We start from the raw sequence: 21,362 nt of genomic DNA, 5'->3' as shown, positions 1-21,362 counted from the left end.
AGAAACCCCTAGTCGGATCCAGCAGAAGAGACCGGAAGAAGAGAGCCGAACATGAACATCCGTACGCGCAGAGGCGCGCTCCGCACCGGCACCGCCCTCGCCCTGACCACCGTCCTCGCGTTCACCGCCACCGCCTGCGGCGACGACGGCAGCAGCGGTGGCGGCGGCAAGGGCGACGAGGGTTCGGGCAAGGGCGAGATCACCTTCTGGGACAACAACACGGCGGTGCGCCGGGATGTCTGGATGGAGATCATCAAGGACTTCGAGAAGAAGTACCCGGACATCAAGGTCAAGTACGTCGGCATCCCCGCCGAGAACGTGCAGTCCAAGTACGACACCGCCATCCAGGGCGGCGGCCTGCCCGACGTCGGCGGCGTGGGCACCGCGATGCTCGCCGGCATCGCCGCGCAGCAGGCCCTCGAACCGCTCGACGACCGCCTCGCCACCAGCTCCCTCAACGGCAAGCTCAACAACGCCTTCCTGGAGTCGGTGAAGGCGGCGGGCGGCTCGGGATCCGACCTGTACACGGTGCCGACCTCGGCCAACAACGGCGTCCTGTACTACCGCACCGACCTCTTCGAGAAGGCGGGCCTGGACGCCCCCGAGACCTGGACCGCGTTCTTCGACGCGGCCACCAAGCTCACCGCCACCGGCAAGAACGAGTTCGGCTACACCATCCGCGGCGGCGAGGGCTCCATCGCCCAGGCGCTCGACGTGATGTACGGCCAGAGCGGCATCACCTCGTTCTGGGACGCCGACAACACCAAGACGACGGTCAACGACCCCAAGAACGTCGCGGCGCTGCAGAAGTACGCCGGCCTGTACAAGAAGGCGACGCCGTCCGCCGACGTCAACAACGACTTCACCAAGATGGTCTCGCAGTTCGACAACGGCAAGATCGGCATGCTCAGCCACAACCTGGGCTCCTACGGCGACCACGTGAAGGCGTTCGGCGACAAGTTCCGCGGCCTGCCCAACCCGACCGGCGACAACGGCACCCGCGTGCAGGTCTCCAACCCGGTCGACGGACTCGGCCTGTTCAAGGCGAGCAAGAACAAGAAGGCCGCCTGGCAGTTCATCGAGTTCGCCGCCTCGCACGCGGAGAACAGCAAGTGGAACGAGTCGGCCAAGCAGATCCCGGCCAACACCGAGGCGGCCAAGGACGACTGGGTCCAGAAGTCCGAGCCGACCAAGCTCGCCGCCGCGGCCCTGGAGTCCGGCTCCACCAAGATCGTGCAGCTGCCGTACTACCTGCCCGACTGGAACACCATCTCCAAGGCCGACAACGAGGACGACTTCCAGAAGGTGCTCCTCGGCAAGCAGACCGCCAAGCAGTTCCTCGACACCCTCGCCGAGCAGCTGAACAAGGCGCAGGCGGAGTGGAAGGAACAGGCCAACTAGCCCGTTCCCCTGCCCTCGCCCGCTCGACCGGGCCGGCCGCGGGATGCCTCACGTCGCGCCGCTCCCGCCGCCGGCCCCCTCACGAAAGGACGGCACGCCGTCGTGTCGACCACTCGAAGAACCACGCTGGCCGCGCTCGCGGCCCTGCCCCTGGCGGCGGCGCTCGCGTCCCCGGCCGCCGCCGGGACCGCCCCGGGGCGCCGCACCCTGTTCATCGCGGGCGACTCCACCGCCGCCCAGAAGTACGCCGACGCCAAGCCCGAGACCGGCTGGGGCACGGCCCTGCCGCTCTTCCTCGCCGACCGCATCGAGGTCGCCAACCACGCCGTCAACGGCCGCAGTTCGAAGAGCTTCGTCGACGAGGGCCGCCTCGACGCCGTCCTCGCCGCGATCCGCCCCGGCGACTTCCTGCTCGTCCAGTTCGCGCACAACGACGAGAAGAGCGCCGACCCCACGCGCTACACGGAGCCCTGGTCGACGTACCAGCAGTATCTGAAGCTGTACCTCGACGGGGCCCGCGCCAAGGGTGCGCGCCCGGTGCTCGCGACCTCCGTCGAGCGCCGGAAGTTCGACGCGAGCGGCACCGCCCTGCCCACGCACGGCGACTACCCGGCGGCGATGCGGGCCCTGGCGAAGGAGGAGGGCGTCGCCCTGCTCGACGTCGAGGCGCTCTCCCTCGCGCTGTGGCAGGAGCTCGGCGCCGAGCAGACGAAGGTCTACTTCAACTGGACCGCGACGGAGCAGGACAACACCCACTTCAACCCGCCCGGCGCCATCGCCGTGGCCCGCCTCGCCGCCCGCGAGCTGCTGCGCGCCCGGGTCCTGCCGGCCCGCGACGTGCGCCGGCTCGGCCGCGAGATCGACGAGCTGGCACAGGTATGGCAGTCCCGGCTGACCTGGCTGCCCGGTACGACACCCGCCTGATCCCCTTCCGTTCCTTGTGAGTTCACCCCGCTTGAGGAGCCGCACAGTGCGTACACAGATATGTCATGGGCGTGTCATAGCCGGGATCGTCGGATGCACCGCCCTGGTGCTCGCCGTCACCGGTACCGGCGCCGCCCAGGCCCACGGCCGCGACCTCGCCCGCCAGGTGCTGCCCGCCGGCGACGGCTGGGCCGCCGAGGGCACCGGCACCACCGGCGGCGCCGCCGCCGCGCCCGACCGCGTCCACACCGTCACCACCTGGGACGGGTTCCGGGCCGCCCTCGCCCAGGACGGCACCGCGCCGCGCATCATCAAGATCAAGGGCACCCTCGACGCGGACGGCGCCACCTGCGACGACTTCGCCGTCGACGGCTACGACTTCGACCAGTACCTCGCCGACTACGACCCGGCCGTCTGGGGCCGCGACACCGACCTGGAGGAGCAGAAGCAGACCCCCGGCACCCAGGAGTACCTGCGCAACCTGTCCGCCGCGCGCCAGGCCGCGGCCATCAAGGCGGACGTCCCCGCCAACACCACCATCATCGGCGTCGGCAAGAACCCCGGGATCGTCGGCGGCAGCCTCCAGATCGGCGGCGTCGACAACGTCATCGTGCGCGGCCTCACCCTGGAGTCCCCGCTCGACTGCTTCCCGCAGTGGGACCCCACCGACACCGCCGACGGCAACTGGAACTCCGAGTACGACTCGGCCGTCGTCAACGGCTCCACGCACGTGTGGATGGACCACAACACGTTCACCGACGGTGCCCACCCCGACTCGACGCTGCCCAGCTACTACGGCCGGATCTTCCAGCAGCACGACGGCGAACTCGACGTCGTCAAGGGCGCCGACCACGTGACCGCCTCCTGGAACGTCTTCGCCGACCACGACAAGACGATCCTCGTCGGCAACAGCGACAACGCGGCGACCACCGCCATCGACCGCGGACACCTCAAGGTCACGTTCCACCACAACCTGTTCAGGAACCTGGTCGAGCGCGCGCCGCGCGTCCGCTTCGGGCAGGTCGACTCGTACAACAACCACTTCGTGGGCGACGGCGACTTCAGCTACTCGTTCGGCGTCGGCAAGGAGTCGCAGATCGTCGCCGAGCACAACGCGTTCACGCTGGCCGCGGGGGTGAGCCCGGCGAAGATCCTGAAGAAGTGGTCCGAGGCGCCGATCACCGCGGACGGGAACCTCGTGAACGGCAAGCCGGTCGATCTCGTCGCCGTCCACAACGCCGAGATCCCCGAGGAGACGCTCGCCTCCGGCGCGGGCTGGACCCCGGTCCTGCGCGGCCACGTCGACCCGGCGAAGGCGGTGCCGCGGATCGTGTCCGGGGGAGCCGGAGCCCAAGCGCTCCGCTGAGTTCGCCGCGTCCCTGAAAGCCCGACTGCGTGGGGGCTACTCGCGCAGTTCCCCGCGCCCCTGAGAGGCGCACTTCGTGCGGCCTCTCAGGGGCGCCCGATGGAGCTGCGGCGCAGCCGCCTGCTCCAGGGGCGCGGGGAACTGCGCGACCAGCCCCCACGCACCCGCACCCGCCCACCACACCGACCCGGCCCCGAAGGAGCACGCCATGAACCCGAACCCGCCCCACCGCTCCCCGACCCGGAGAGGGTTCCTCGGAGGGAGTGCCGCCCTCGCCCTCGCCGGCCTCGGCACGACCCCCGCCACGGCCGCCGACAGAAGGAACCGCCCGTTCGGCCGCTACGGATCGCCGAAGGCCCGCCTCACCGAGCGGACGCTCTACGTCGACGCGGCCGGCGCCGGCGACTTCACCACCGTGCAGGCCGCCGCGAACGCCGCGACCGGCGAAGGACACACCCTCGTCATCGCCCCGGGCACCTACCGGGAGACCGTCTCCGCCCCCGCCACCGCCACCGGCGCGACCTGGATCGGCGCCTCCGACGACCCCCGCGACACCGTCGTGGTGTACGACAACGCCGCCGGTACCCCGAAGCCCGACGGATCCGGGACCTACGGCACGACCGGCTCGGCCACCGTCACCCTGCGCGCCGACGGCTTCACCGCGCACGCGCTCACCTTCGCCAACGACTGGCTGCGCGCCGACCACCCCGGCATCGCCGGCACCCAGGCCGTCGCGCTCAAGGTGCAGGGCGACCGCTCGGCGTTCTTCCGGTGCCGCTTCCTCGGCCACCAGGACACCCTGTACGCCGACTCGACGTCCCTGACCGCCTTCGCCCGCCAGTACTTCCGCGACTGCCATGTCGAGGGCGACGTCGACTTCGTCTTCGGCCGGGCCACCGCCGTCCTCGACCGCTGCCACTTCCGGACCCTGGCCAGGACCGACCTCGCCGGCCCGCCCCACGGCTTCGTGTTCGCGCCCTCGACCGCCGGCGCCAACCCGCGCGGCTATCTGGTCACCCGCAGCCGCGTCACCTCCACCGCCCCGGACGCCTTCTACAAGCTGGCCCGCCCCTGGGTGCCCAGCTCCGACACCACCGCCCGGCCCGCGCTCGTCGTCCGCGACACCCACCTCGGCGCCGGCATCGACGCGGTCTCCCCCTACGCCACCATGTCCGCCGGCTTCCCGTGGCAGGACCAGCGCTTCGCCGAGTACCGGAACACCGGCCCGGGCGCCGCGATCACCGTCCCCGCGAACCGGCCCCAGCTCACCGCCGCCCAGGCCGCCGAGCACACCCGCGCGACGTACCTGGGGGAGTGGCGGCCCCATGCGTGAGGCGACCGGGCGCCGCCGCCTCGGGGCGGGAGCCGACGCCGCGGAACACCTCGACCTCTTCGCCGCCCCCGTGCAGGACGCGGTCCTCGCCCGGCTGGACGACGTCCTGTAGGGCCACCCGTCCGTACCCCCCACCGACGAAAGGACCCGCACGTCATGTTTCGTCGAACCATCCCCGCCGCCCTCGCGGCCGTCGCCGCGACCCTCCTGCTGCCCGCCGCCGCCCCGGCACCCGCATCCGAACCCGTCCCGTCCGTCGAGGGCTGGGCCGGCGCCGACGGCGGCACCGTCACCGGCGGCGCCGGCGCCGACCCCGCCTCCGTATGGACGGTGCGCACCCGCGCCGAACTCAAGGAGGCCCTCGCCAACCACGGCGCACCCACCGCACCCAAGATCATCCGGGTCGCCGTCGACATCGACGGCGCCGAGGCCGACGACGGCAGCGGCCGGCTGCTCGGGGAACAGGACTACGCTCCCGGCTACGACCGGACCCGGTACATGGCGTGCTTCGGCCCCGACGGAGCCGAATGGTCCGACACCCGGTACGACGACTGCAAGCAGCAGCGCCAGCTGCGCCAGACCGGCTCCAACCGGCAGAAGCTCCAGATCCAGCTGACGGTCCCGGCCAACACCACCCTCGAAGGCGTCCACGGGGCCCGCCTCCTCGGCGTCTTCCTCACCGTCAACACCGGCACCAACATCGTCGTCCGCGACCTCCAACTGGAGGCGCCCGTCGACCACTTCACCACCTGGTCGCCCGACGACGGCGCGAGCGGCAACTGGAACGCCCGCTTCGACGCGATGACCGTCGTCACCGGCAGCCGCATCCTCGTCGAGCACTGCACCTTCACCGACGGCCGCCACCCCGACTCCAAGGCCCCCACCGGCTTCCACGGCAAGCCCGTCCAGCGCCACGACGGACTCCTCGACATCGAGGACGGCTCGAACTTCATCACCGTCGCCGACAGCCGCTTCACCGACCACGACAAGGCGCTGCTCATCGGCTCGGGCGACAGCCGCGGCGACCGCGACCGCGGCAAACTGAAGATCACCTTCGCCCGGAACTGGTTCCACGACATCGTGCAGCGCGCCCCCCGCGTCCGCTTCGGCCAGGTGCACGCCTACAACAACCTCTACACCGGCGCCCGCCCCGAGTACGCGCTCGGCGTCGGCGTCGAATCCGCCGTCGTCAGCGAACGCAACGTCTTCGCGTACGAGCCGGGGGACGGCGCCCCGACCGTCGTCGGCGCCTACGGCGGCACCGCCTTCCACGACGACGGCTCCTGGATCGACGGCCGCCCCGCCCACCTCGACGCCCGGGCGGCCGCCGCCATCGGCCCCGGCTACACCCCCGACACCGGCTGGAACCCGCGCCGACTCCCCGGCTACGCCTACCGGTTGCGGCCCACCGCACCGGCCGTCACCGCGTACGTCACCCACCACGCGGGCCCCCGCCGCTGAACGACCCGGAGGCGGCCGGGGCGGGGGAGTGCCCCGCGCCGCCTCATCCCAGGTGCCACAGGGCGTACGCCACGAGGATCAGCAGCAGTCCCGCGACCGCCATCAGCGCGCCCAGCAGGCGGAGATAGCCGGGCCGCGCGAACACCGTGGGCGCCGCGGCACCCCGCCGGGTGCTGATCCCGCGGAGATCGAGCGCCCAGTTCACACCGGTCCAGACCGCCACGAGTCCACCGAGCAGAAAGGCGCCCAGAATCACGGGCGACGGCCCGTGACCCGCGGCGGCGAAGGTGGTTCCGGCAGTCACGGTGGTCTCGTCCTCGCTGATTCTCCGGCTGGTTCGTGCGTGTGCTGCTGACCTTAGATGGCCGGGTTCAACACCAGGTCAAGCGAGGTTCAGACCTGGGCAATGGCCGTGATTGCCGCACCATCGGTATCGATCGGGTAAAGGGTGCCGCACAGCTGATGTGATGCGCGTAGACATGCCGCAACCTGCAGGAACCCTCTAGGGAGTTCCTGTCCCCGACGGCCCCACGGCCAGATTCGGATCACGTCACCGATGCGCAAGCGCCACCTCGCCGCCGCCACCGCGACGGTCGCCGCCCTCGCCCTCTCGGGGCTCGCCGTCGTCGGCTCCGCCGACGCGGGTCCCACCACTGGTCACAGCACCGCCGAACCCCACAACATCGGCCTCCTGGTGAAGGAGATCGACTCCTACTACGGGGCCACCCAGGACGCCGACGGCGTCTGGCAGGCCTCGGCCGACAGTCAGTACGCGCAGGACCTCGCCCGGGTCCAGGCCGGCGCCAGGAAGCAGATCGCCAAGGCCGCGAAGAAGTACCACGGCAAGGGCGACCGGCCCGCCGTCGTCTTCGACATCGACGACACGCTGCTGCTCAGCCTCGACTACGAGAAGAAGACCAACTACGTCTACAACGACGCCAGTTGGAAGGAGTACGTCAACAAGGCCGACCGGCCCGCCGTGTTCGGCACCCCCGAGCTCATCGCCTACGCCGAGTCGAAGGGCGTCGAGGTCTTCTACAACTCGGGACTCGGCGAGTCGCAGCGCGCGGCCGCCGTGGAGAACCTCAAGAAGGTCGGCATCGACGTCAACCTCGACGCCGGCCACGTCTTCCTCAAGGACAAGGCCAACCCGCCCGCCTACCTGAGCTCGTGCGCCACCCCCGCCGCCTGGAACTGCACCACGGTCCAGTACAAGGCGGGCACCCGCAAGCACATCGAGTCCCTCGGCCACGACATCGTCGGCAACTTCGGCGACCAGTACTCCGACCTGGAGGGCGGCCACGCCGACCGCACGTACAAGTTCCCCAACCCGACGTACTACGTCAGCTGACGGGAGAACGCCCCCGCCGGGTCCCACCGGCGGGGGCGTCTCGGTTCCGAGTGGCCCGGGATCAGCGATCTAGTCGTAACTCAGGTCGGACGCGGTGTACTGGCAGTACGTGCCGTCGGGGCCGCTGCCGACCTCCTTGGGCTCGGCGCCGGTGTTGTTCCCCTCGTACCGGACGCACGGCTTGATCTTCTTGCTGCTGTCGCCGTGGATGCGGATGTTGCGCAGCGCCGCGGTGTCGCCGTAGTTGGAGTTGATGCCGACGATGGACTTGCCCGGCGAGGTCACGTCCACGTCGTTGACGATGATGTTGCGGTTCTTGTACTGGGTCGAGCAGTTGCCGCAGGAGCGGACCAGCTTGCCGAAGTTCGACACCTGGAACTTGGTCACGACGAGCTTGCCGGCGCCGTTGAACTGGAACACCTTGTCGGAGGCCGACTTCGCGCCGCCGCCGTACACCGTGTAGACCGACGACGTCGACTTGCCCTTGAAGGTGGCGGCGTCCTCGCCGACGTCCTCCCACCAGACGTTCTGCAGCGTGCAACTGCCCGCGCAGTGCACGCCGTCGGCGGCGGGGGAGCCGATGATGACGTTCTTGAGGGTGGCGCCGTCCTTCAGTTCGAAGATCGGGTCCTGGCCCTCGTCCTGGCCGTCGCCGCCGAGGTCGCCGGAGCCGTAGTACCGCTTGTAGCCGCCGTCGAGCGTGCCCGACACCGAGATCGTGCTGCTCACGGCCTGGGTGCCCTTGGCCTCCGGCCAGGCGGTCGCGGCGCCCGCGGTGCTGAGCATGCCGCTCGTGGCGAGGGCGCCGCCGGTGAGCGCGAGCGCGGCCAGGGCGCCGATGGTGACGCGGCCCCTGGTGGCGCGGCGGCGGTGACGTGGGGGTTGGTTGGCTTTCTTGGTCATGCCCCCTAGTCGCCGTGCCGCGCGGAAGGGTTGCCGCCCGGCCGCCGCACTTTCGGGGCTACGCGAAGTCCCCGCCCACGGCGGCCCGTTCACCGGCATCTGTGCGCGCCGACACCGCGTACGCGTCGTCGGCCGCGTCCCGTCCGCCGGAGGCGTGGTCGTACTGGCCCGCGAACACGTACTCGCCGGCCGGCACCGTCCGGCCGGGCTTCAGCACCCAGCGGTACACCAGGAAGCCGTCCCGCTCGGCGACGGACACGTCGAAGTCCTCGGCGGGCAGCGAGCGCCAGTTGCCCGTGTCGGCCACCTTCCCGGTCTGGGCGATCCTCAACTCCACGGTCAGCGTGGAGAGTTGCTCCTTCGACTTGAAGGTGACGTTGCTCTGCGCCCAGTAGTCGTTGGACCCCCGGTCGACGGAGCCGTCCGACCACAGCGGCCCGTCGGAGGTGTCAGGGGCGGTCGGCGCCGGGTGCTCGTGGTCGTCGGCGCCGGAGCTCGCCGACGGCTTCGCGGGCGCGGAGGCGGAGCGGTCCGGCGCGGTGGCGGGTGCCGACGGGGTTCCCCGGTCCGACGACGCGGACGGCCGGGGCGCGCGCGAGGTGGCGTACGGCGACGGGGTGGGCGTCGGTGACACGGCGACCTTCTGCTGCGGGGCCTCGTCCGGGCGCAGCGCCGCGCCGACCGCGAACCCGCCCACGGCGAGCACGCCCGCGACCCCGGCGGTGACCCCGGCGATCCGCACCCAGCCGACGGCCGGTCCGTGCCGCTCGGGCGGGACGTCGCGCGATCCGGGCGCCTCGGACATACCGCGTTCGATGCGGGCGAGCATCCGCGCACGGTCGGGACGGTGCGCGTCGGCCGCCTCGCGCAGCTGCTGGTGCAGGTCGTCGCTCATCGCCCGCCTCCTTCCGTGGCGTCGATCCGCGCGCCCACCGCGGGTACGCGCCGGGGCGTCCGCTCGTTCACCCCGCCAGGACCGAAGGCCTGGCCGAGTCGGCGTTCCAGTTCGGCCAGGCCCTTCGACGTCTGGCTCTTCACCGTACCGACCGAGATCCCGAGGGTGAGCGCCGTGTCCTTCTCCGACAGGTCGAAGGCGTGCCGCAGCACCACACAGGCCCTTTTGCGGAACGGAAGTTCCCGCAGCGCGCCCTGGACGTCGACGACCGCCGGGACGTCCGGTCCCTCGGTGCGCTCCTGGCGCCCCGACCAGAACAGGGCGACCCGGCGCCGTTCGCGGACCGCGCTGCGGATCCGGGTGCGGGCGAGATTGGCGACGACGCCGCGCGCGTACGCGACGGGGTGTTCGGCCGCCCTGACCCGGTCCCAGCGGTGCCAGAGCGCGAGCAGCGCATCGGCCGCGAGATCGTCGGCGGCGTCCGGCTCGCCCGTCAACAGGTGGGCGAGGCGGGCGAGTTCGGCGTGATGCCGTTCGAAGAAGGCATGGAACTCGGCGGAGGAGGCGTCGTCCACGACGGTGCCCACGCTGATCCCTCCCTCACTGTGCGGCCCGACGGGATGCGAGAGAGTACCAGCGTTCCGTACGACGGTTCGAAGGGCGTCCGTGATACCGGACATCTCGGAGCGTCCCGTTCCGGCCACTCCGCCGCAGGGGAAAATGTGGGGGACGCACATCGCACGCGGAACACGAGGAGGGGCACGGGATGACGGCCCACGCGGCGTACTGGGACGAGCTGGCCCGGCTCCTGCGCACGCGCGGCCTGCCGCCCGAGCACGCCGCGGCGACCGTCGCCGAACTCGGGGCGCACCACGGCGGACCGGGGCCGGCGGACCCGGCCGGCGCCTTCGGCCCGGCGGCCGAACTCGCTCGCCGGCTGGCCCCCGGGCAGGCGACGGCGGACGAACGCTTCGAGAGCTGGCGCTGGTCCGCGGACACCTATGCCGACCAGGCCCTGCTCGACCGCTTCGGCGACGACGGCTGGGAGGTCGAGGACATCGACGCGCTCGGCCGCTTCGTCAGCCGCCGCAACCCCGAGCGCCCCCGGTACTGGGAGTACCGCCGCGACGTCGTGCCCGGTGACCGCGGCGCACGCGACGCGGAGCTGGCCCACGACGGCTGGGAGCCGTGCGGCACCTGGGTCGTGTACGCCTGGTACAAGCGCCCCAAGGCGCCGCCGCCCGCTCCCGCGGAACCGGTGCGGGAGCGGAAGCGGCGTCCGTGGTGGTCGCGCCGCCGCTGAGCGGCTATCCGGCGAGGGCGGCGGCCATCATCGCCTTCGCGATCGGCGCCGCCAGCCCGTTCCCGCTCACCTCGGAGCGTGCGGCGTCGGACTGCTCCACGAGCACGGCGACGGCGACCTTCTTCCCGGTCGAGTCGTCCTTCGCGTAGGACGTGAACCAGGCGTACGGCGTCTGGCTGTTGTTCTCGCCGTGCTGGGCCGTGCCCGTCTTGCCGCCGACCGTCGCCCCCGGGATCTGCGCGTTCGTACCGGTGCCCTTCGACACCACCGTCTCCATCGCCGACTGCAGCTGCGACGCGGTCGACTCGCTCACCACCCGGGAGTCGTCGGAGTCCGGGTAGCTGGTGATCGCGTCGCCGTCGGCGTCGGTCACCTCGGACACCATGTGGGGCGAGGCGAGCTTCCCGCCGTTGGCGATGGTCGCGGAGACCATGGCGATCTGCAGCGGCGTGGCCGTGACGTCGAACTGGCCGATGCCGGAGAGCCCGGTCTGCGCCTTGTCCATGCCGGACGGGTACACGCTCTCGGCGGCCCGCACGGGCACGTCCAGCTTCGCGTCGTCGAACCCGAACTTCTCGGCCATCGCCCTGACCTTGTCCTGCCCGAGGGTGACGGCCAGCTTCCCGAAGACGTTGTTGCAGGAGTACTGCAGCGCGGTCCGGATGGTCGCGTCCTCGCAGGGCGCGCTCGCGCTCTCGTTCTTCAGGTACGTGCTGGTCCCCGGCAGCAGGTACGGGTTCGGCGAGTCGGTCTTCTCGTCGACCGACCCGTACAGGCCGTCCTCCAGCGCGGCCGCGGCGACCACCAGCTTGAACGTGGAGCCCGGCGGCAGCGCCTGCTTCAGCGCCCGGTTCGTGGTCGGCGAGTCCTCGTCGTCGGCCAGCGCCTTCCACGCCTTCGCGTCCGACGCGCCCGAACCGCTGATCTTCGACGGGTCGTACGAGGGCGTCGACACCATGCCGAGGATCTTCCCGGTGTCCGGGTCGATCGCGACGGCGGCGCCCTTCTTGTCGCCGAGCGCCTTGTACGCGGCCTTCTGCACGGCAGGGTCGATCGTCGTGACCACGTCACCGGGGTCGGCGCGCTTGTTCGTGAGCGTGTCCAGGGGGTTCTTCAGCCGGACGTCGGTGCCGTCGAGCACCCCCTGGTAGATCGACTCCAGCTGCGTCGCGCCGTACACCTGCGACGTGTAGCCGGTCACCGCCGCGTACAGCGAGCCGTCCTCATAGGTCCGCTTGTACGCGAGGTCACTGCTGCCTCCCGTTCTCGCCGAGCCGGTCACCGCCTTTCCGCCCACGATGATGTCGCCCAGCGGATACGCGTACTGCGCGATCGTCTTCCGCCGGTTCTTGTCGTTGTCCGCGAGGGCCTGGCCGTCGTAGAACTGCACCCAGGTCGCCCTGACCAGCAGGGCGAGTATGAGCAGCAGCGTGAAGACCGAGGCGCGCCTGATCGTCTTGTTCATCCCGCACAGAAGACGAGCGAAGCCGATCGATTCGTTCCGATGGTCCTGCTTTTCTCAGAAATCTCTCACGCGTCCCGCCGCAGGAAGCCGCCCTCGTACGCGGCGATCACCGCCTGGGTACGGTCCCGCGCCCCGGTCTTCGCGAGCACCGCCGCCACGTGCGTCTTCACCGTGGCGGCGCCCACCCCGATCCGGCCGGCGATCTCCGCGTTCGTCAGCCCGGCCGCCATCAGCCGCAGCACGTCGCTCTCCCGCCCGGTGAGCCGCGCCACCCAGGGCGCGACGGCCTGCCGCGTGGCGTGCTCCGCGGCCAGCGCCCGCACGGCGGCCGGGAAGAGCAGGCTGTCGCTGCGCGCCACCAGCCGCACCGCCCCCACCAGCGCGTCGGCGTCGGCCCGCTTCAGCAGGAACCCGGCCGCTCCCGCGCGCAGCGCCTCGTACACGTACGCGTCGTTCTCGAAGGTGGTGACGACGACGATGCGCGGCGCGCCCTCCGCCGCGCCGCGCAGGATCTGCTCGGTCGCCCGGATCCCGTCCACCTCCGGCATCCGTACGTCCATGAGGACCACGTCGGGCCGCAGCTCCCGCACCACGGAGACCGCCTCGGCGCCGGTCGCCGCCTCGCCCACGACGTCGATGTCGGGCTCGGCGGACAGGATGGCGCGCAGTGCGGTGCGGACCATGCGCTCGTCGTCGGCGAGGACGACGCGCAGGGGTTGCTCGGTCACGGGGCCGTGGGTCCTTTCGGGGCGGGGCCGGTCAGGGGGAGTCGTACGTCGAGGCGCCACGTGCCGGAGTCGTCGGCCCCGGCCGTGGCGCTGCCGCCGAGCAGCCGGGCCCGGTCCGCGACACCGGACAGGCCGTGGCCGCCGCCCGCGCGGGCCGGGGCGACGGGGTGCGCGGGCAGCGCGTTCTCGGCGGTGACGCGCAGGGCGTCGCCGTCCCGGACGAGCCGCAGCCCCAGCGGGGTCCCCGCGTGCTTGAGGGCGTTGCTCAGCGCCTCCTGCACGATCCGGTACGCCTCCCGGGAGACGAGCGGCGGGACGGTGGCCGGATCGACGTCGACCCGCGCCGACACGTCGAGACCGGCGGCCCGGGTGCGGCGCAGCAGACCGTCGAGGTCGTCGGCGAGCGTGGGCGCGGGCGCGGTGTCCGAGGCGTCGCCCGCCGCCCGCAACACGCCCAGGACGGCGTCGAGTTCACCCACGGTGCGGCGGGTGGTGTCCTCGATGGCCGCCAGCGCCTCGCGGACGAAGTCCGGGTCGCTGTCGAGCACCCGGCGCGCGGCGCTCGCCTGGAGGGTGACCGCGCTCAGCGCGTGCCCCACGGAGTCGTGCAGTTCGCGTGCGAGCCGGTTGCGCACGGCCAGATCGGCGGCGCGGGCCTCGGCCGCCGCGAGCCGGTCCGCCGGGGTCGGCCCGAGCAGCGCGGGCGCCCACCGGGCGAGCAGCCCCGAGGCGAGCGCCGCGACCGCCGCGAGCGCCACCAGCATCAGCGCGCCCGCGACCGGCGCGAGCACCAGCGCCCAGCCGTGCTGCAGGACGCCGGGCAGTGCCGGCTTCGAGTCCCGCAGCCCCGGGAAGAACGGCAGCGCGATCAGCGCCACCGCGAACGGCGGCAGCGCCAGCGTCATCCCGCTCAGCACCCCGCCCAGCCCCAGGTGCAGCGTGAACCAGGCGACGGTGCGGCCCCGCGCGGCCCGGCTGCGCGGCGGCCCGTCCGCCAGCGCCCCGCCGTCGACCGAGCACAGCGCCCGTACGGCGGCCACCGACATCGGCCGGGTCAGCGGGAACAGCGCGGTGACCGCGGCGAGCGGCAACCCGACCAGGAACGACAGGAGTTGGAGCGGCAGATCGGTGAACACGTCGTCCGCGCCGACCAGCGGCCCGACGACGACCGAGCCCACCAGCACGTACGGCATCGCGAGCGCGCCGCCGAGGATCAGATGCACCCACCGGCGGCGGGCGACCCGCCCGAACAGGACGCGGGCGGCGCGTCTCATGCCCGTACGGGGGTCTGCGCGCGGGCGGCGAAGCAGCGGACCCCGACGGAGGCGACGAGCAGACCGGTGATCATCTGCCCAGCGTAGGTGAGGTTCATCAGCGCCGTGGGCCGGTCGGCAGCGTCGGCGACGCCGATCAGCGAGGCGAGCCCCAGCCAGCCGCCCCAGCACGCCACCGCGCCCGCCCCGACCCAGGCCATCGCCAGCGGCACCTTCACCGGCAGGTCCCGGCCCCGCCGGAACGCCAGCAGCAGTCCGCCGGCGACGGCGGTGGCCAGGTACAGCACGTTCAGGGCCTCCATGACGAAGAAGTCGCTGGTCCTGCTGTCGGCACGGGCCGCGTTGAGCCCGGTGCCGGCGCCGACCGCCCACAGCAGGTGCACCACCCCGGGGAACAGCGCGAGCAGGGCGGCCACCACGGCGGCGCCGCGCGGCGCGGGCCCGGCCAGGTCCCGCACCCGGCCCTGCCAGAGGTGTCCCCACCGCTGCCGGGCGTAGTCGACGAACAGGGCGCCCAGACAGAGGCCCTGCACGATGAAGGCCGGGTAGACGACCGCGAACACCCAGTCGTCGAGGAACGGTTCGCGCTCCTTCGCCGCGGGCGTCGACCCGGCGAAGGCCTGGACGGCCAGCTGCGCGGGGAACCCGGTCATGATCGGCGTGAGCAGCCCGGTCGCCACCCACATCGGCACGGCGAGCGACCACGCGGGCACCCGCCGTCCCCACGGCCGGGTCAGCAGCAGCGCGAGCACGACGACCGCGCCGTCGAGCAGCACGGTGAAGGCGTTGGCGGCGGCCATGACGCCCCGGTGGTCGAGCAGCGCGCTCCCGTCGGGGATGCCGATCCGGCCGCCCGCGATCCAGGCGACCTTCAGGGCGAGGTAGGGAACGCAGGCGAGGACGGCGCCGGCGCGCAGGACGGAACGGGTGGTGGGAGTCATACGTCCAGGCTGGTCCCGGCGCGCACGCCGGACGTCCTGCCCCGTGCGGATCCCCCTCCGCCGCGCGGCGGAGGCCGGCCGTCCCTCAGAGCCGGCGCGTGGCCAGCGTCAGCCGGTCCCGGGCGTCGAACAGCGCGTCCTTCACCATCTGCTCGTGCGCGGGCGTCAGCCGGGCCACCGGCACGGAGCAGGAGATGGCGTCCCGCGCCGGGGTCCGGTAGGGGATCGCCACGCCGAAGCAGCGCAGCCCCAGCGTGTTCTCCTCGCGGTCCACGGCGAACCCCTGCTCGCGCACCACGTGCAGCTCCTCGATGAGCTTCTCGCGGTCGGTGATCGTGTGCTCGGTCAGCGCGGGCAGCGTCTCCGGCAGCATCTTGCGGACCTGCTCGTCGGTGTGGGTGGCGAGCAGCGCCTTGCCCAGCGACGTGGAGTGCGCGGGCAGCCGGCGCCCGACCCGGGTGAAGGGCCGCAGATAGTGCTGCGACTGGCGGGTCGCCAGGTACACCACGTTCGTGCCGTCGAGCCGCGCCAGGTGGATGGTCTCGGTCGTGTCGTCGGAGAGCCGGTCGAGGGTGGGCCGGGCGGCGGCCACGACCTCGTCGCCGTCGATGTACGAGGTGCCGACGAGCAGCGCCCGCACCCCGATCCCGTACCGCGTCCCGGTCGCGTCGGTCTCCACCCAGCCGAGCTCCACGAGCGTGCGCAGCAGCATGTAGAGGCTGGACTTGGGATAGCCCACGGCCTCCTGGACCGCGGCCAGGGAGTGCATACCGGGCCGCCCCGCGAAGTATTCGAGCAGTTCGACCGTGCGCACCGCCGACTTGACCTGTGCGCCACCCGCTCCGGCGCCCGCTGCCGCCCCCGTCTCGCCTGCCGACATCGCCCTTGACCCCTTCGTTCGACGAGAAATAGTCTCCGTAGAGTTCATCATCAGAGACAGCGTTCAGTATATCGAACGACCCTCGGGGCCCGTCCTGCGAGCCGCGAGAAAAGCTGGAGGAAATCCGTCGTGGCAGTCGTGGCAGCAGCACCAGTCTGGAGTGTCGACCCCCGAACCGGGAAGCAGCGGGAGCAGGTTGCGGTCGAGGCCACGGCCCAGGAAGTGGACCAGGCTGTCCGTGCCGCCCAGGACGCCCGCGCCGCCCTCGCCGACCGCACCGTCCGCGCCGCCTTCCTGCGCACGGCGGCCGACCTGCTCGACGAGGCCGGGTCTGCCGGGGCCCACCTGATCGAGGCCGCGGACGCGGAGACCGCGCTCGGCCCCGTCCGGCTCACCGGTGAACTCGCCCGCACCTGCTTCCAGCTGAGGGCGTTCGCGGACATCGTCGACGAGGGCGCCTTCCTCGGTGTCGTCATCGACCACCCGGACGACACGGCGACGCCGCCGATCCCGGACCTGCGCCGCTACAAGATCCCGCTGGGCGTCGTCGCCGTCTACTCGGCGTCGAACTTCCCCTTCGCCTTCTCGGTGCCCGGCGGCGACACGGCGAGCGCCCTCGCGGCCGGCTGCCCGGTCGTCGTCAAGGCGCACCCCGACCACCCGGCCACCTCCGAGCTGGTCGCCTCCGTGATCCGCCGGGCCGCCGTCCAGCACGGCATCCCGGAGGGCGTGCTCGGCCTGGTCCACGGCTTCGAGGCCGGGGTCGAGCTGGTCAAGCACCCCCTCGTCGCGGCGGCCGGGTTCACCGGTTCCGTACGCGGCGGCCGGGCGCTGTTCGACGCGGCGGCGGCCCGCCCGGTGCCGATCCCGTTCCACGGCGAGCTGGGCTCGCTCAACCCGGTCGTGATCACCGAGGCCGCGGCCGCCGAGCGCCCCGAGCAGATCGGCACCGGCCTGGCCGGATCCATGACGCTCGGCGTCGGCCAGTTCTGCGTGAAGCCCGGCCTGGTCTTCGCGCCGCGCGGCGAGGCGGGCGACAGCCTGGTCAAGTCGCTCACGGCCGCCGTCAGCGACACCGCGGCCGGCGTCCTGCTCGACCACCGCATGCGCGACAACTTCATCGCCGGCGTCGCCGAGCGCGCCGAGCTGCCCGACGTGGACGCCCCGGTGACCCCGGGCGCGGGCAGCGAGCACACGGTCAGCCCGGGCTTCCTCACGGTCCCGGCCGCGCACCTCGCGCAGCAGGGCGGCCCGCACGACCTGCTCCTGGAGGAGTGCTTCGGCCCGGTCACCGTCGTCGCCCGCTACGAGACGGCCGACGAGATCACCGCGGTCCTCTCCCGCCTCCCCGGCAACCTCACGGCCACCGTCCAGCTGTCGGCCGGCGAGGCCGCGGGCGAGGGCCGGGGCACCGAGATCCTCGCCGAGCTGACCCCGCTGGCCGGCCGCGTCCTGGTCAACGGCTGGCCGACCGGCGTCGCCGTCGCCCCCGCCCAGCACCACGGCGGCCCGTACCCGGCGACGACCTCCACCTCCACCTCGGTGGGCGGCACCGCCATCGAGCGCTGGCTGCGCCCGGTCTCGTACCAGACGACGCCGGAGGCGCTGCTGCCGCCGGAGCTGCGGGACGACAACCCCCTGGGGCTGCCGCGTCGCTACGACGGCCGCCTGGAAAACTGAGGGCATGGAACTCCGACTCCCCGAGCTGCCCTTCCCGTTGCGCACCTACGGCCCCGACGGCCACTGGTCCTACGAGGACGGGACGCTCACCGGCTGGGCGGGCCCCCGCCAGGACCGCTTCGTGCCGCCGACCGGTGACGCGCTGGAACCGGCCTCCGACGCGCCCCGGCTGCTCGGGGACCCGGTCGGCGACTTCCAGCTGATCGCCCGGGTCACGGTCGGTTTCGAGGCGGCGTTCGACGCGGGCGTCCTCTACCTCCACGTGGGGGACCGGGAGTGGGCGAAGCTCTGCTTCGAGCGCTCCCCGGACGAGCCGACGATCTGTACGGTCGTCACCCGCGGCCACTCCGACGACGCGAACGCCTTCGTGGTGACCGGGTCCTCGGTCTGGCTGCGGATCAGCCGCACCGGCGCCGCGTTCGCGTTCCACGCCTCGCTCGACGGTGAGAAGTGGACCTTCGTCCGGATCTTCTCCCTGGGCGACGAGAAGTCCGCGGCGGCGGCCCACGTGGGCTTCCTGGCGCAGTCCCCGGTGGGGGAGGGGTGCGTGGTCACGTACGACGGCATCGAATTCCGCCCGAACTGGCCGCAAGGGCTGCGCGACGGCTCCTGACCTCCTCGTTCCCGGCCCTCGTGGGCCGGGAATGAGCGGAGGCGGCATCCGGTTGTACTGGGGCGCAGGGCACCCCCTGCGCCCGTACGACACCGGCTGAAGCGAGAAGACCCCCATGCGCGTCGAGATCTGGACCGACATCAACTGCCCGTTCTGCTACATCGGCAAGTCCCGGTTCGAGCAGGCCCTCGACGCGTTCCCGCACAAGGACGAGGTCGAGGTCGTGCACCGGTCCTTCGAGCTGGACCCGACCGTCGCCAAGGGCGACACCGGGCTCGTCGTCCCGCACATCGCCAAGAAGTACGGCATCAGCGAGGCCCAGGCCGCCGAGAACGAGAAGGGGCTCGGCCGGCAGGCCGAGGCCCTCGGCCTGCCCTACCTCACCGAGGGCCGCGACTACGGCAACAGCTTCGATCTGCACCGGCTGCTCCACCTCGCCCACGAGAAGGGCGTCCAGGACGCCATGATCGACGCCCTGTACCGCGGCAACTTCGCCGACCAGGGCTCCGTCTTCGCCGACGAGGAGCACGTCGTCCGGCTCGCCGTCGAGGCGGGCCTCGACGAGGCCGAGGTGCGCGCCGTCCTCGCCGACCCCACCGCCTACGCGGACGAGGTGCGCGCCGACGAGCGCGAGGCGGCCGAGCTGGGCGCGAACGGCGTGCCGTTCTTCGTCCTCGACCGCAAGTTCGGTGTCTCCGGCGCCCAGCCCGCCGAGGTCTTCACCCAGGCCCTCACCCAGGCGTGGGGCGCCCGCTCCCCGCTGACCGTCATCGACAGCGCCGGCGGCGGCGACGCCTGCGGCCCCGACGGCTGCGCGGTCCCGGGCGCCTGACCAGGACCGATAAGGGTTCCTTAGGGATACTGCTCAATTATTCGCAATGGACGGGTAGTTGGCGGCGGGGCACAGTGGTGCCATGGAGACCTCCGGTGAGCACCACGGCCCCGTCCTGGACCTGGAACTGGTCCGCGCCCAGTACACCCCCGCCACCACCTACCTGAACACCGCCAGCTCGGGACTGCTGCCCGGGCGCGCGGCCGACGCCGTCCGCGACGCCGTCACCGCCATGGCACAGGGCGGCCCCATCGACTCCCTCTTCACCGACGTGGAGGAGGCGCGGGCCGCCTTCGCGCGGATCGCGGGGGTGCCGGTCGGCCGCGTGGCGACGGGCGCCTCCGTCGCCGTCTACACCGGCCTGATCGCCGCGTCACTGCCCGAGGGGGCCGAAGTCCTCACGGCGGAGGGCGAGTTCAGCTCCACGATCAACCCCTTCCACGTGCGCCGCGACCTCAAGGTGCGCATCGTGCCGCTGGACGCGCTCGCCGAGTCCGTCCGGCCCGGCACGGCCCTGGTCGCGGTCAGCGCGGCCCAGTCGGCGGACGGCCGGGTGGCGGACCTCGCCGCGCTGCGCACCGCGACCCGGGACCACGACGCCCGCCTCTACGTGGACGCCTCGCAGGCCGCGGGCTGGTTCCCGCTCGCCGAGCACGCCGCCGCGGCCGACTACGTCTCCTCCGTCGCCTTCAAGTGGCTCACCTGCCCGCGCGGCGCGGCCTTCTTCGTCGGCCCCGATGACCTGGAGTCCCTCGACCCCGTCTTCGGCGGCTGGGTCGCGGGGGAGCGCCCCTGGGACAGCTGCTACGGCCCCGTCACCGAACTCGCCCGCTCCGCCCGCCGGTTCGACGAGACGCCGGGCCTGCTGTCGTACACGGGTGCCCGGCACTCCCTCGCCCTCATCGAGGAGCTGGGCCCCGACGCGATCCGCGCCCACGACCTCGCCCTGGCCGACCGGTTCCGGGACGGCCTCGCCGCACTGGGGCACGAGCCCGTCCCGGCGCCCGGCTCCCCGATCGTGTCGGTCCCCGGACTCGGCGTGCGCCGGTCCGCGCTGCACGAGCTCGGAATCGAACTCTCCGACCGGGCAGGGAACTTGAGGGCCTCCTTCCATCTGTACAACACCGTCGCCGACGTCGACCGGCTGCTCGACGCGCTCACCGGCTGAAGCCGCCCCGACCCCTGGCGTCCGGCCCCGCCGGACGCTAGGAAGGGGCCTGAAGGTGGTGGTGCCGGTGGCTCGCACTGACCCGACCGACCCGGTGGACCGGACAGGCCAACGGACGCGCGACGCCGATCTGCACCAGCGCCTCGTCTACGGCGACGAGAGCGCGCTCTCCGAGGTGTACGACACCTACGGGGGCCTGGTCCGCGGCGTCGCCGTCCGGGTGACCCGCTCGGCCGGCGCCGCCGACGACGTCGCCCAGGAGGTCTTCGCCCACCTGTGGACCCGGCCCTACGCCTTCGACGCCCGCCGCGGCTCGCTGCGCACCTGGCTGTCCATGCTGGCCCACCGGCGCGCGGTCGACTGGGTGCGCAGCGAGGCCCGGCACCGCAAGGCGGCCGCTGCCGACGACGAGGTCCTGCACGCCATCCCGGCCGCCGAGCCCGGCCCCGACGAACGGGTCGTGGACCGCGAGCGCAGCCTCCTCCTCCACTCGGCCCTGGCCGAACTCCCGCTGCCGCAACGGCAGGTGGTGCACCTGGCGTACTTCGCGGGCCGGACGTACCGTCAGGCGGCGGCCGAACTCGGCATCCCCGAAGGCACCGCCAAGACCCGCCTGCGCACGGCCCTGCACCGCCTGGCCGAAACCCTGGCGGACCCGCCCGACCCGGCCTACGAGAGGGGCGCGTGACATGACGACGGACGCCCACGACCACGCGTCGGTGCGCGAACTCCTCGGCGCCTGGGCCGTGCACGCCCTGCCGCCCGCCGAACAGCGCCTGGTCCCGGCCCACTTGGCGGACTGCGAGGAGTGCGCGGCGGAGGCGGAACGCCTCCGCACCACGGT

At 72.6% G+C, this 21,362-nt stretch carries 22 protein-coding genes; 13 read left to right on the top strand and 9 right to left on the bottom strand.

Features of this window, described 5'->3' with window-relative positions:
- Positions 1-51: 51 nt before the first annotated feature.
- The 5 genes from M4J07_RS17115 (at position 52) to M4J07_RS47905 (ending at position 6,485) form a co-directional block, all read left to right on the top strand.
- Entirely contained in the window at positions 52-1,401 is a 1,350-nt protein-coding gene (locus M4J07_RS17115) for an ABC transporter substrate-binding protein (protein ID WP_255972766.1), read from the top strand.
- Positions 1,402-1,503: 102 nt separating this feature from the next.
- Positions 1,504-2,325: a rhamnogalacturonan acetylesterase gene (locus M4J07_RS17110; protein WP_255972764.1), complete on the top strand. Its 822-nt coding sequence runs from the start codon at positions 1,504-1,506 to the stop codon at positions 2,323-2,325.
- Between the two features lie 46 nt (positions 2,326-2,371).
- Positions 2,372-3,691, top strand: coding sequence for a pectate lyase family protein (locus M4J07_RS17105; protein ID WP_255972762.1), 1,320 nt, complete (start codon positions 2,372-2,374; stop codon positions 3,689-3,691).
- A gap of 208 nt (positions 3,692-3,899) precedes the next feature.
- Complete coding sequence (locus M4J07_RS17100; protein WP_255972759.1) at positions 3,900-5,024, top strand: pectinesterase family protein; 1,125 nt, start codon at positions 3,900-3,902, stop codon at positions 5,022-5,024.
- A gap of 156 nt (positions 5,025-5,180) precedes the next feature.
- Positions 5,181-6,485, top strand: a complete 1,305-nt coding sequence (locus M4J07_RS47905; protein ID WP_305127812.1) for a pectate lyase family protein — start codon at positions 5,181-5,183, stop codon at positions 6,483-6,485.
- A gap of 43 nt (positions 6,486-6,528) precedes the next feature.
- Here M4J07_RS47905 and M4J07_RS17090 read toward each other — a convergent pair whose 3' ends face one another.
- A complete protein-coding gene (locus M4J07_RS17090; protein WP_255972757.1) occupies positions 6,529-6,789 on the bottom strand; it encodes a hypothetical protein in 261 nt (86 codons plus the stop codon).
- A 252-nt stretch (positions 6,790-7,041) separates the two neighbouring features.
- On the opposite strand from M4J07_RS17090, the gene M4J07_RS17085 reads away from it, so the two are divergent.
- Positions 7,042-7,836, top strand: coding sequence for an HAD family acid phosphatase (locus M4J07_RS17085; RefSeq protein ID WP_255972755.1), 795 nt, complete (start codon positions 7,042-7,044; stop codon positions 7,834-7,836).
- A 69-nt stretch (positions 7,837-7,905) separates the two neighbouring features.
- Here M4J07_RS17085 and M4J07_RS17080 read toward each other — a convergent pair whose 3' ends face one another.
- Genes M4J07_RS17080 through M4J07_RS17070 form a run of 3 tightly spaced genes read right to left on the bottom strand, consistent with a single transcriptional unit; the run spans position 7,906 to position 10,221 of the window.
- Positions 7,906-8,739: a pectate lyase gene (locus M4J07_RS17080; protein ID WP_255972753.1), complete on the bottom strand. Its 834-nt coding sequence runs from the start codon at positions 8,737-8,739 to the stop codon at positions 7,906-7,908.
- A gap of 58 nt (positions 8,740-8,797) precedes the next feature.
- A complete protein-coding gene (locus tag M4J07_RS17075; RefSeq protein ID WP_255972752.1) occupies positions 8,798-9,634 on the bottom strand; it encodes a hypothetical protein in 837 nt (278 codons plus the stop codon).
- The gene (locus M4J07_RS17070) at positions 9,631-10,221 is read right to left on the bottom strand and encodes a SigE family RNA polymerase sigma factor (protein ID WP_255972750.1); all 591 of its coding nucleotides are present in this window, start codon (positions 10,219-10,221) and stop codon (positions 9,631-9,633) included. Before M4J07_RS17070 ends, M4J07_RS17075 begins: the two co-directional genes overlap by 4 nt.
- Positions 10,222-10,400: 179 nt before the next feature.
- On the opposite strand from M4J07_RS17070, the gene M4J07_RS17065 reads away from it, so the two are divergent.
- A complete protein-coding gene (locus M4J07_RS17065) occupies positions 10,401-10,937 on the top strand; it encodes a hypothetical protein (protein WP_255972749.1) in 537 nt (178 codons plus the stop codon).
- 4 nt (positions 10,938-10,941) lie between these two features.
- Here M4J07_RS17065 and M4J07_RS17060 read toward each other — a convergent pair whose 3' ends face one another.
- From M4J07_RS17060 to M4J07_RS17040, 5 genes are all read right to left on the bottom strand, one after another.
- The gene (locus tag M4J07_RS17060) at positions 10,942-12,402 is read right to left on the bottom strand and encodes a penicillin-binding transpeptidase domain-containing protein (protein ID WP_255972748.1); all 1,461 of its coding nucleotides are present in this window, start codon (positions 12,400-12,402) and stop codon (positions 10,942-10,944) included.
- A gap of 65 nt (positions 12,403-12,467) precedes the next feature.
- Entirely contained in the window at positions 12,468-13,085 is a 618-nt protein-coding gene (locus tag M4J07_RS17055; RefSeq protein WP_255972808.1) for a response regulator, read from the bottom strand.
- Between the two features lie 41 nt (positions 13,086-13,126).
- Positions 13,127-14,404, bottom strand: a complete 1,278-nt coding sequence (locus M4J07_RS17050; protein ID WP_255972746.1) for a sensor histidine kinase — start codon at positions 14,402-14,404, stop codon at positions 13,127-13,129.
- On the bottom strand, positions 14,401-15,345 hold the full coding sequence (locus tag M4J07_RS17045; RefSeq protein ID WP_255972744.1) for a hypothetical protein: 945 nt from the start codon (positions 15,343-15,345) through the stop codon (positions 14,401-14,403). Before M4J07_RS17045 ends, M4J07_RS17050 begins: the two co-directional genes overlap by 4 nt.
- 85 nt (positions 15,346-15,430) lie before the next feature.
- A complete protein-coding gene (locus M4J07_RS17040) occupies positions 15,431-16,225 on the bottom strand; it encodes an IclR family transcriptional regulator (RefSeq protein WP_255972742.1) in 795 nt (264 codons plus the stop codon).
- 138 nt (positions 16,226-16,363) lie between these two features.
- Between M4J07_RS17040 and M4J07_RS17035 the strand changes: the two genes are divergently transcribed.
- From M4J07_RS17035 to M4J07_RS17010, 6 genes are all read left to right on the top strand, one after another.
- The gene (locus tag M4J07_RS17035) at positions 16,364-17,905 is read left to right on the top strand and encodes an aldehyde dehydrogenase (NADP(+)) (protein WP_255972741.1); all 1,542 of its coding nucleotides are present in this window, start codon (positions 16,364-16,366) and stop codon (positions 17,903-17,905) included.
- A gap of 4 nt (positions 17,906-17,909) precedes the next feature.
- A complete protein-coding gene (locus M4J07_RS17030; protein WP_255972739.1) occupies positions 17,910-18,518 on the top strand; it encodes a DUF1349 domain-containing protein in 609 nt (202 codons plus the stop codon).
- Between the two features lie 115 nt (positions 18,519-18,633).
- Positions 18,634-19,350 carry a DsbA family oxidoreductase gene (locus M4J07_RS17025; protein WP_255972737.1) on the top strand — a complete coding sequence of 239 codons (717 nt, stop codon included), beginning with the start codon at positions 18,634-18,636 and terminating at the stop codon, positions 19,348-19,350.
- Between the two features lie 82 nt (positions 19,351-19,432).
- Positions 19,433-20,518, top strand: a complete 1,086-nt coding sequence (locus M4J07_RS17020) for an aminotransferase class V-fold PLP-dependent enzyme (protein WP_255972735.1) — start codon at positions 19,433-19,435, stop codon at positions 20,516-20,518.
- A 55-nt stretch (positions 20,519-20,573) separates the two neighbouring features.
- Positions 20,574-21,206, top strand: coding sequence for an RNA polymerase sigma factor (locus M4J07_RS17015; RefSeq protein WP_374215052.1), 633 nt, complete (start codon positions 20,574-20,576; stop codon positions 21,204-21,206).
- Position 21,207: 1 nt separating this feature from the next.
- Positions 21,208-21,362: zf-HC2 domain-containing protein (locus M4J07_RS17010; protein ID WP_255972806.1), on the top strand; the 155-nt coding region annotated here is incomplete at its 3' end.

Source organism: Streptomyces longispororuber, from assembly GCF_024448165.1.
In the GTDB taxonomy this organism is placed as follows: Bacteria; Actinomycetota; Actinomycetes; order Streptomycetales; family Streptomycetaceae; genus Streptomyces; species Streptomyces longispororuber_A.
The sequence above is the reverse complement of the archived record's forward strand: the minus strand, read 5'-3'. Positions and strand labels throughout refer to the sequence as shown.

Excerpts from the sequence above, each read along its gene's own strand:
- M4J07_RS17020 (WP_255972735.1), top strand. The coding sequence starts at position 19,433 with ATGGAGACCTCCGGTGAGCACCACGGCCCCGTCCTGGACCTGGAACTG.
- M4J07_RS17065 (WP_255972749.1), top strand. The coding sequence starts at position 10,401 with ATGACGGCCCACGCGGCGTACTGGGACGAGCTGGCCCGGCTCCTGCGC.
- M4J07_RS17025 (WP_255972737.1), top strand. The coding sequence starts at position 18,634 with ATGCGCGTCGAGATCTGGACCGACATCAACTGCCCGTTCTGCTACATC.
- M4J07_RS17080 (WP_255972753.1), bottom strand. The coding sequence starts at position 8,739 with ATGACCAAGAAAGCCAACCAACCCCCACGTCACCGCCGCCGCGCCACC.
- M4J07_RS17115 (WP_255972766.1), top strand. The coding sequence starts at position 52 with ATGAACATCCGTACGCGCAGAGGCGCGCTCCGCACCGGCACCGCCCTC.
- M4J07_RS17050 (WP_255972746.1), bottom strand. The coding sequence starts at position 14,404 with ATGAGACGCGCCGCCCGCGTCCTGTTCGGGCGGGTCGCCCGCCGCCGG.
- M4J07_RS17100 (WP_255972759.1), top strand. The coding sequence starts at position 3,900 with ATGAACCCGAACCCGCCCCACCGCTCCCCGACCCGGAGAGGGTTCCTC.
- M4J07_RS17055 (WP_255972808.1), bottom strand. The coding sequence starts at position 13,085 with ATGGTCCGCACCGCACTGCGCGCCATCCTGTCCGCCGAGCCCGACATC.
- M4J07_RS17030 (WP_255972739.1), top strand. The coding sequence starts at position 17,910 with ATGGAACTCCGACTCCCCGAGCTGCCCTTCCCGTTGCGCACCTACGGC.
- M4J07_RS17040 (WP_255972742.1), bottom strand. The coding sequence starts at position 16,225 with ATGTCGGCAGGCGAGACGGGGGCGGCAGCGGGCGCCGGAGCGGGTGGC.
- M4J07_RS17085 (WP_255972755.1), top strand. The coding sequence starts at position 7,042 with ATGCGCAAGCGCCACCTCGCCGCCGCCACCGCGACGGTCGCCGCCCTC.
- M4J07_RS17060 (WP_255972748.1), bottom strand. The coding sequence starts at position 12,402 with ATGAACAAGACGATCAGGCGCGCCTCGGTCTTCACGCTGCTGCTCATA.
- M4J07_RS17075 (WP_255972752.1), bottom strand. The coding sequence starts at position 9,634 with ATGAGCGACGACCTGCACCAGCAGCTGCGCGAGGCGGCCGACGCGCAC.
- M4J07_RS47905 (WP_305127812.1), top strand. The coding sequence starts at position 5,181 with ATGTTTCGTCGAACCATCCCCGCCGCCCTCGCGGCCGTCGCCGCGACC.
- M4J07_RS17045 (WP_255972744.1), bottom strand. The coding sequence starts at position 15,345 with ATGACTCCCACCACCCGTTCCGTCCTGCGCGCCGGCGCCGTCCTCGCC.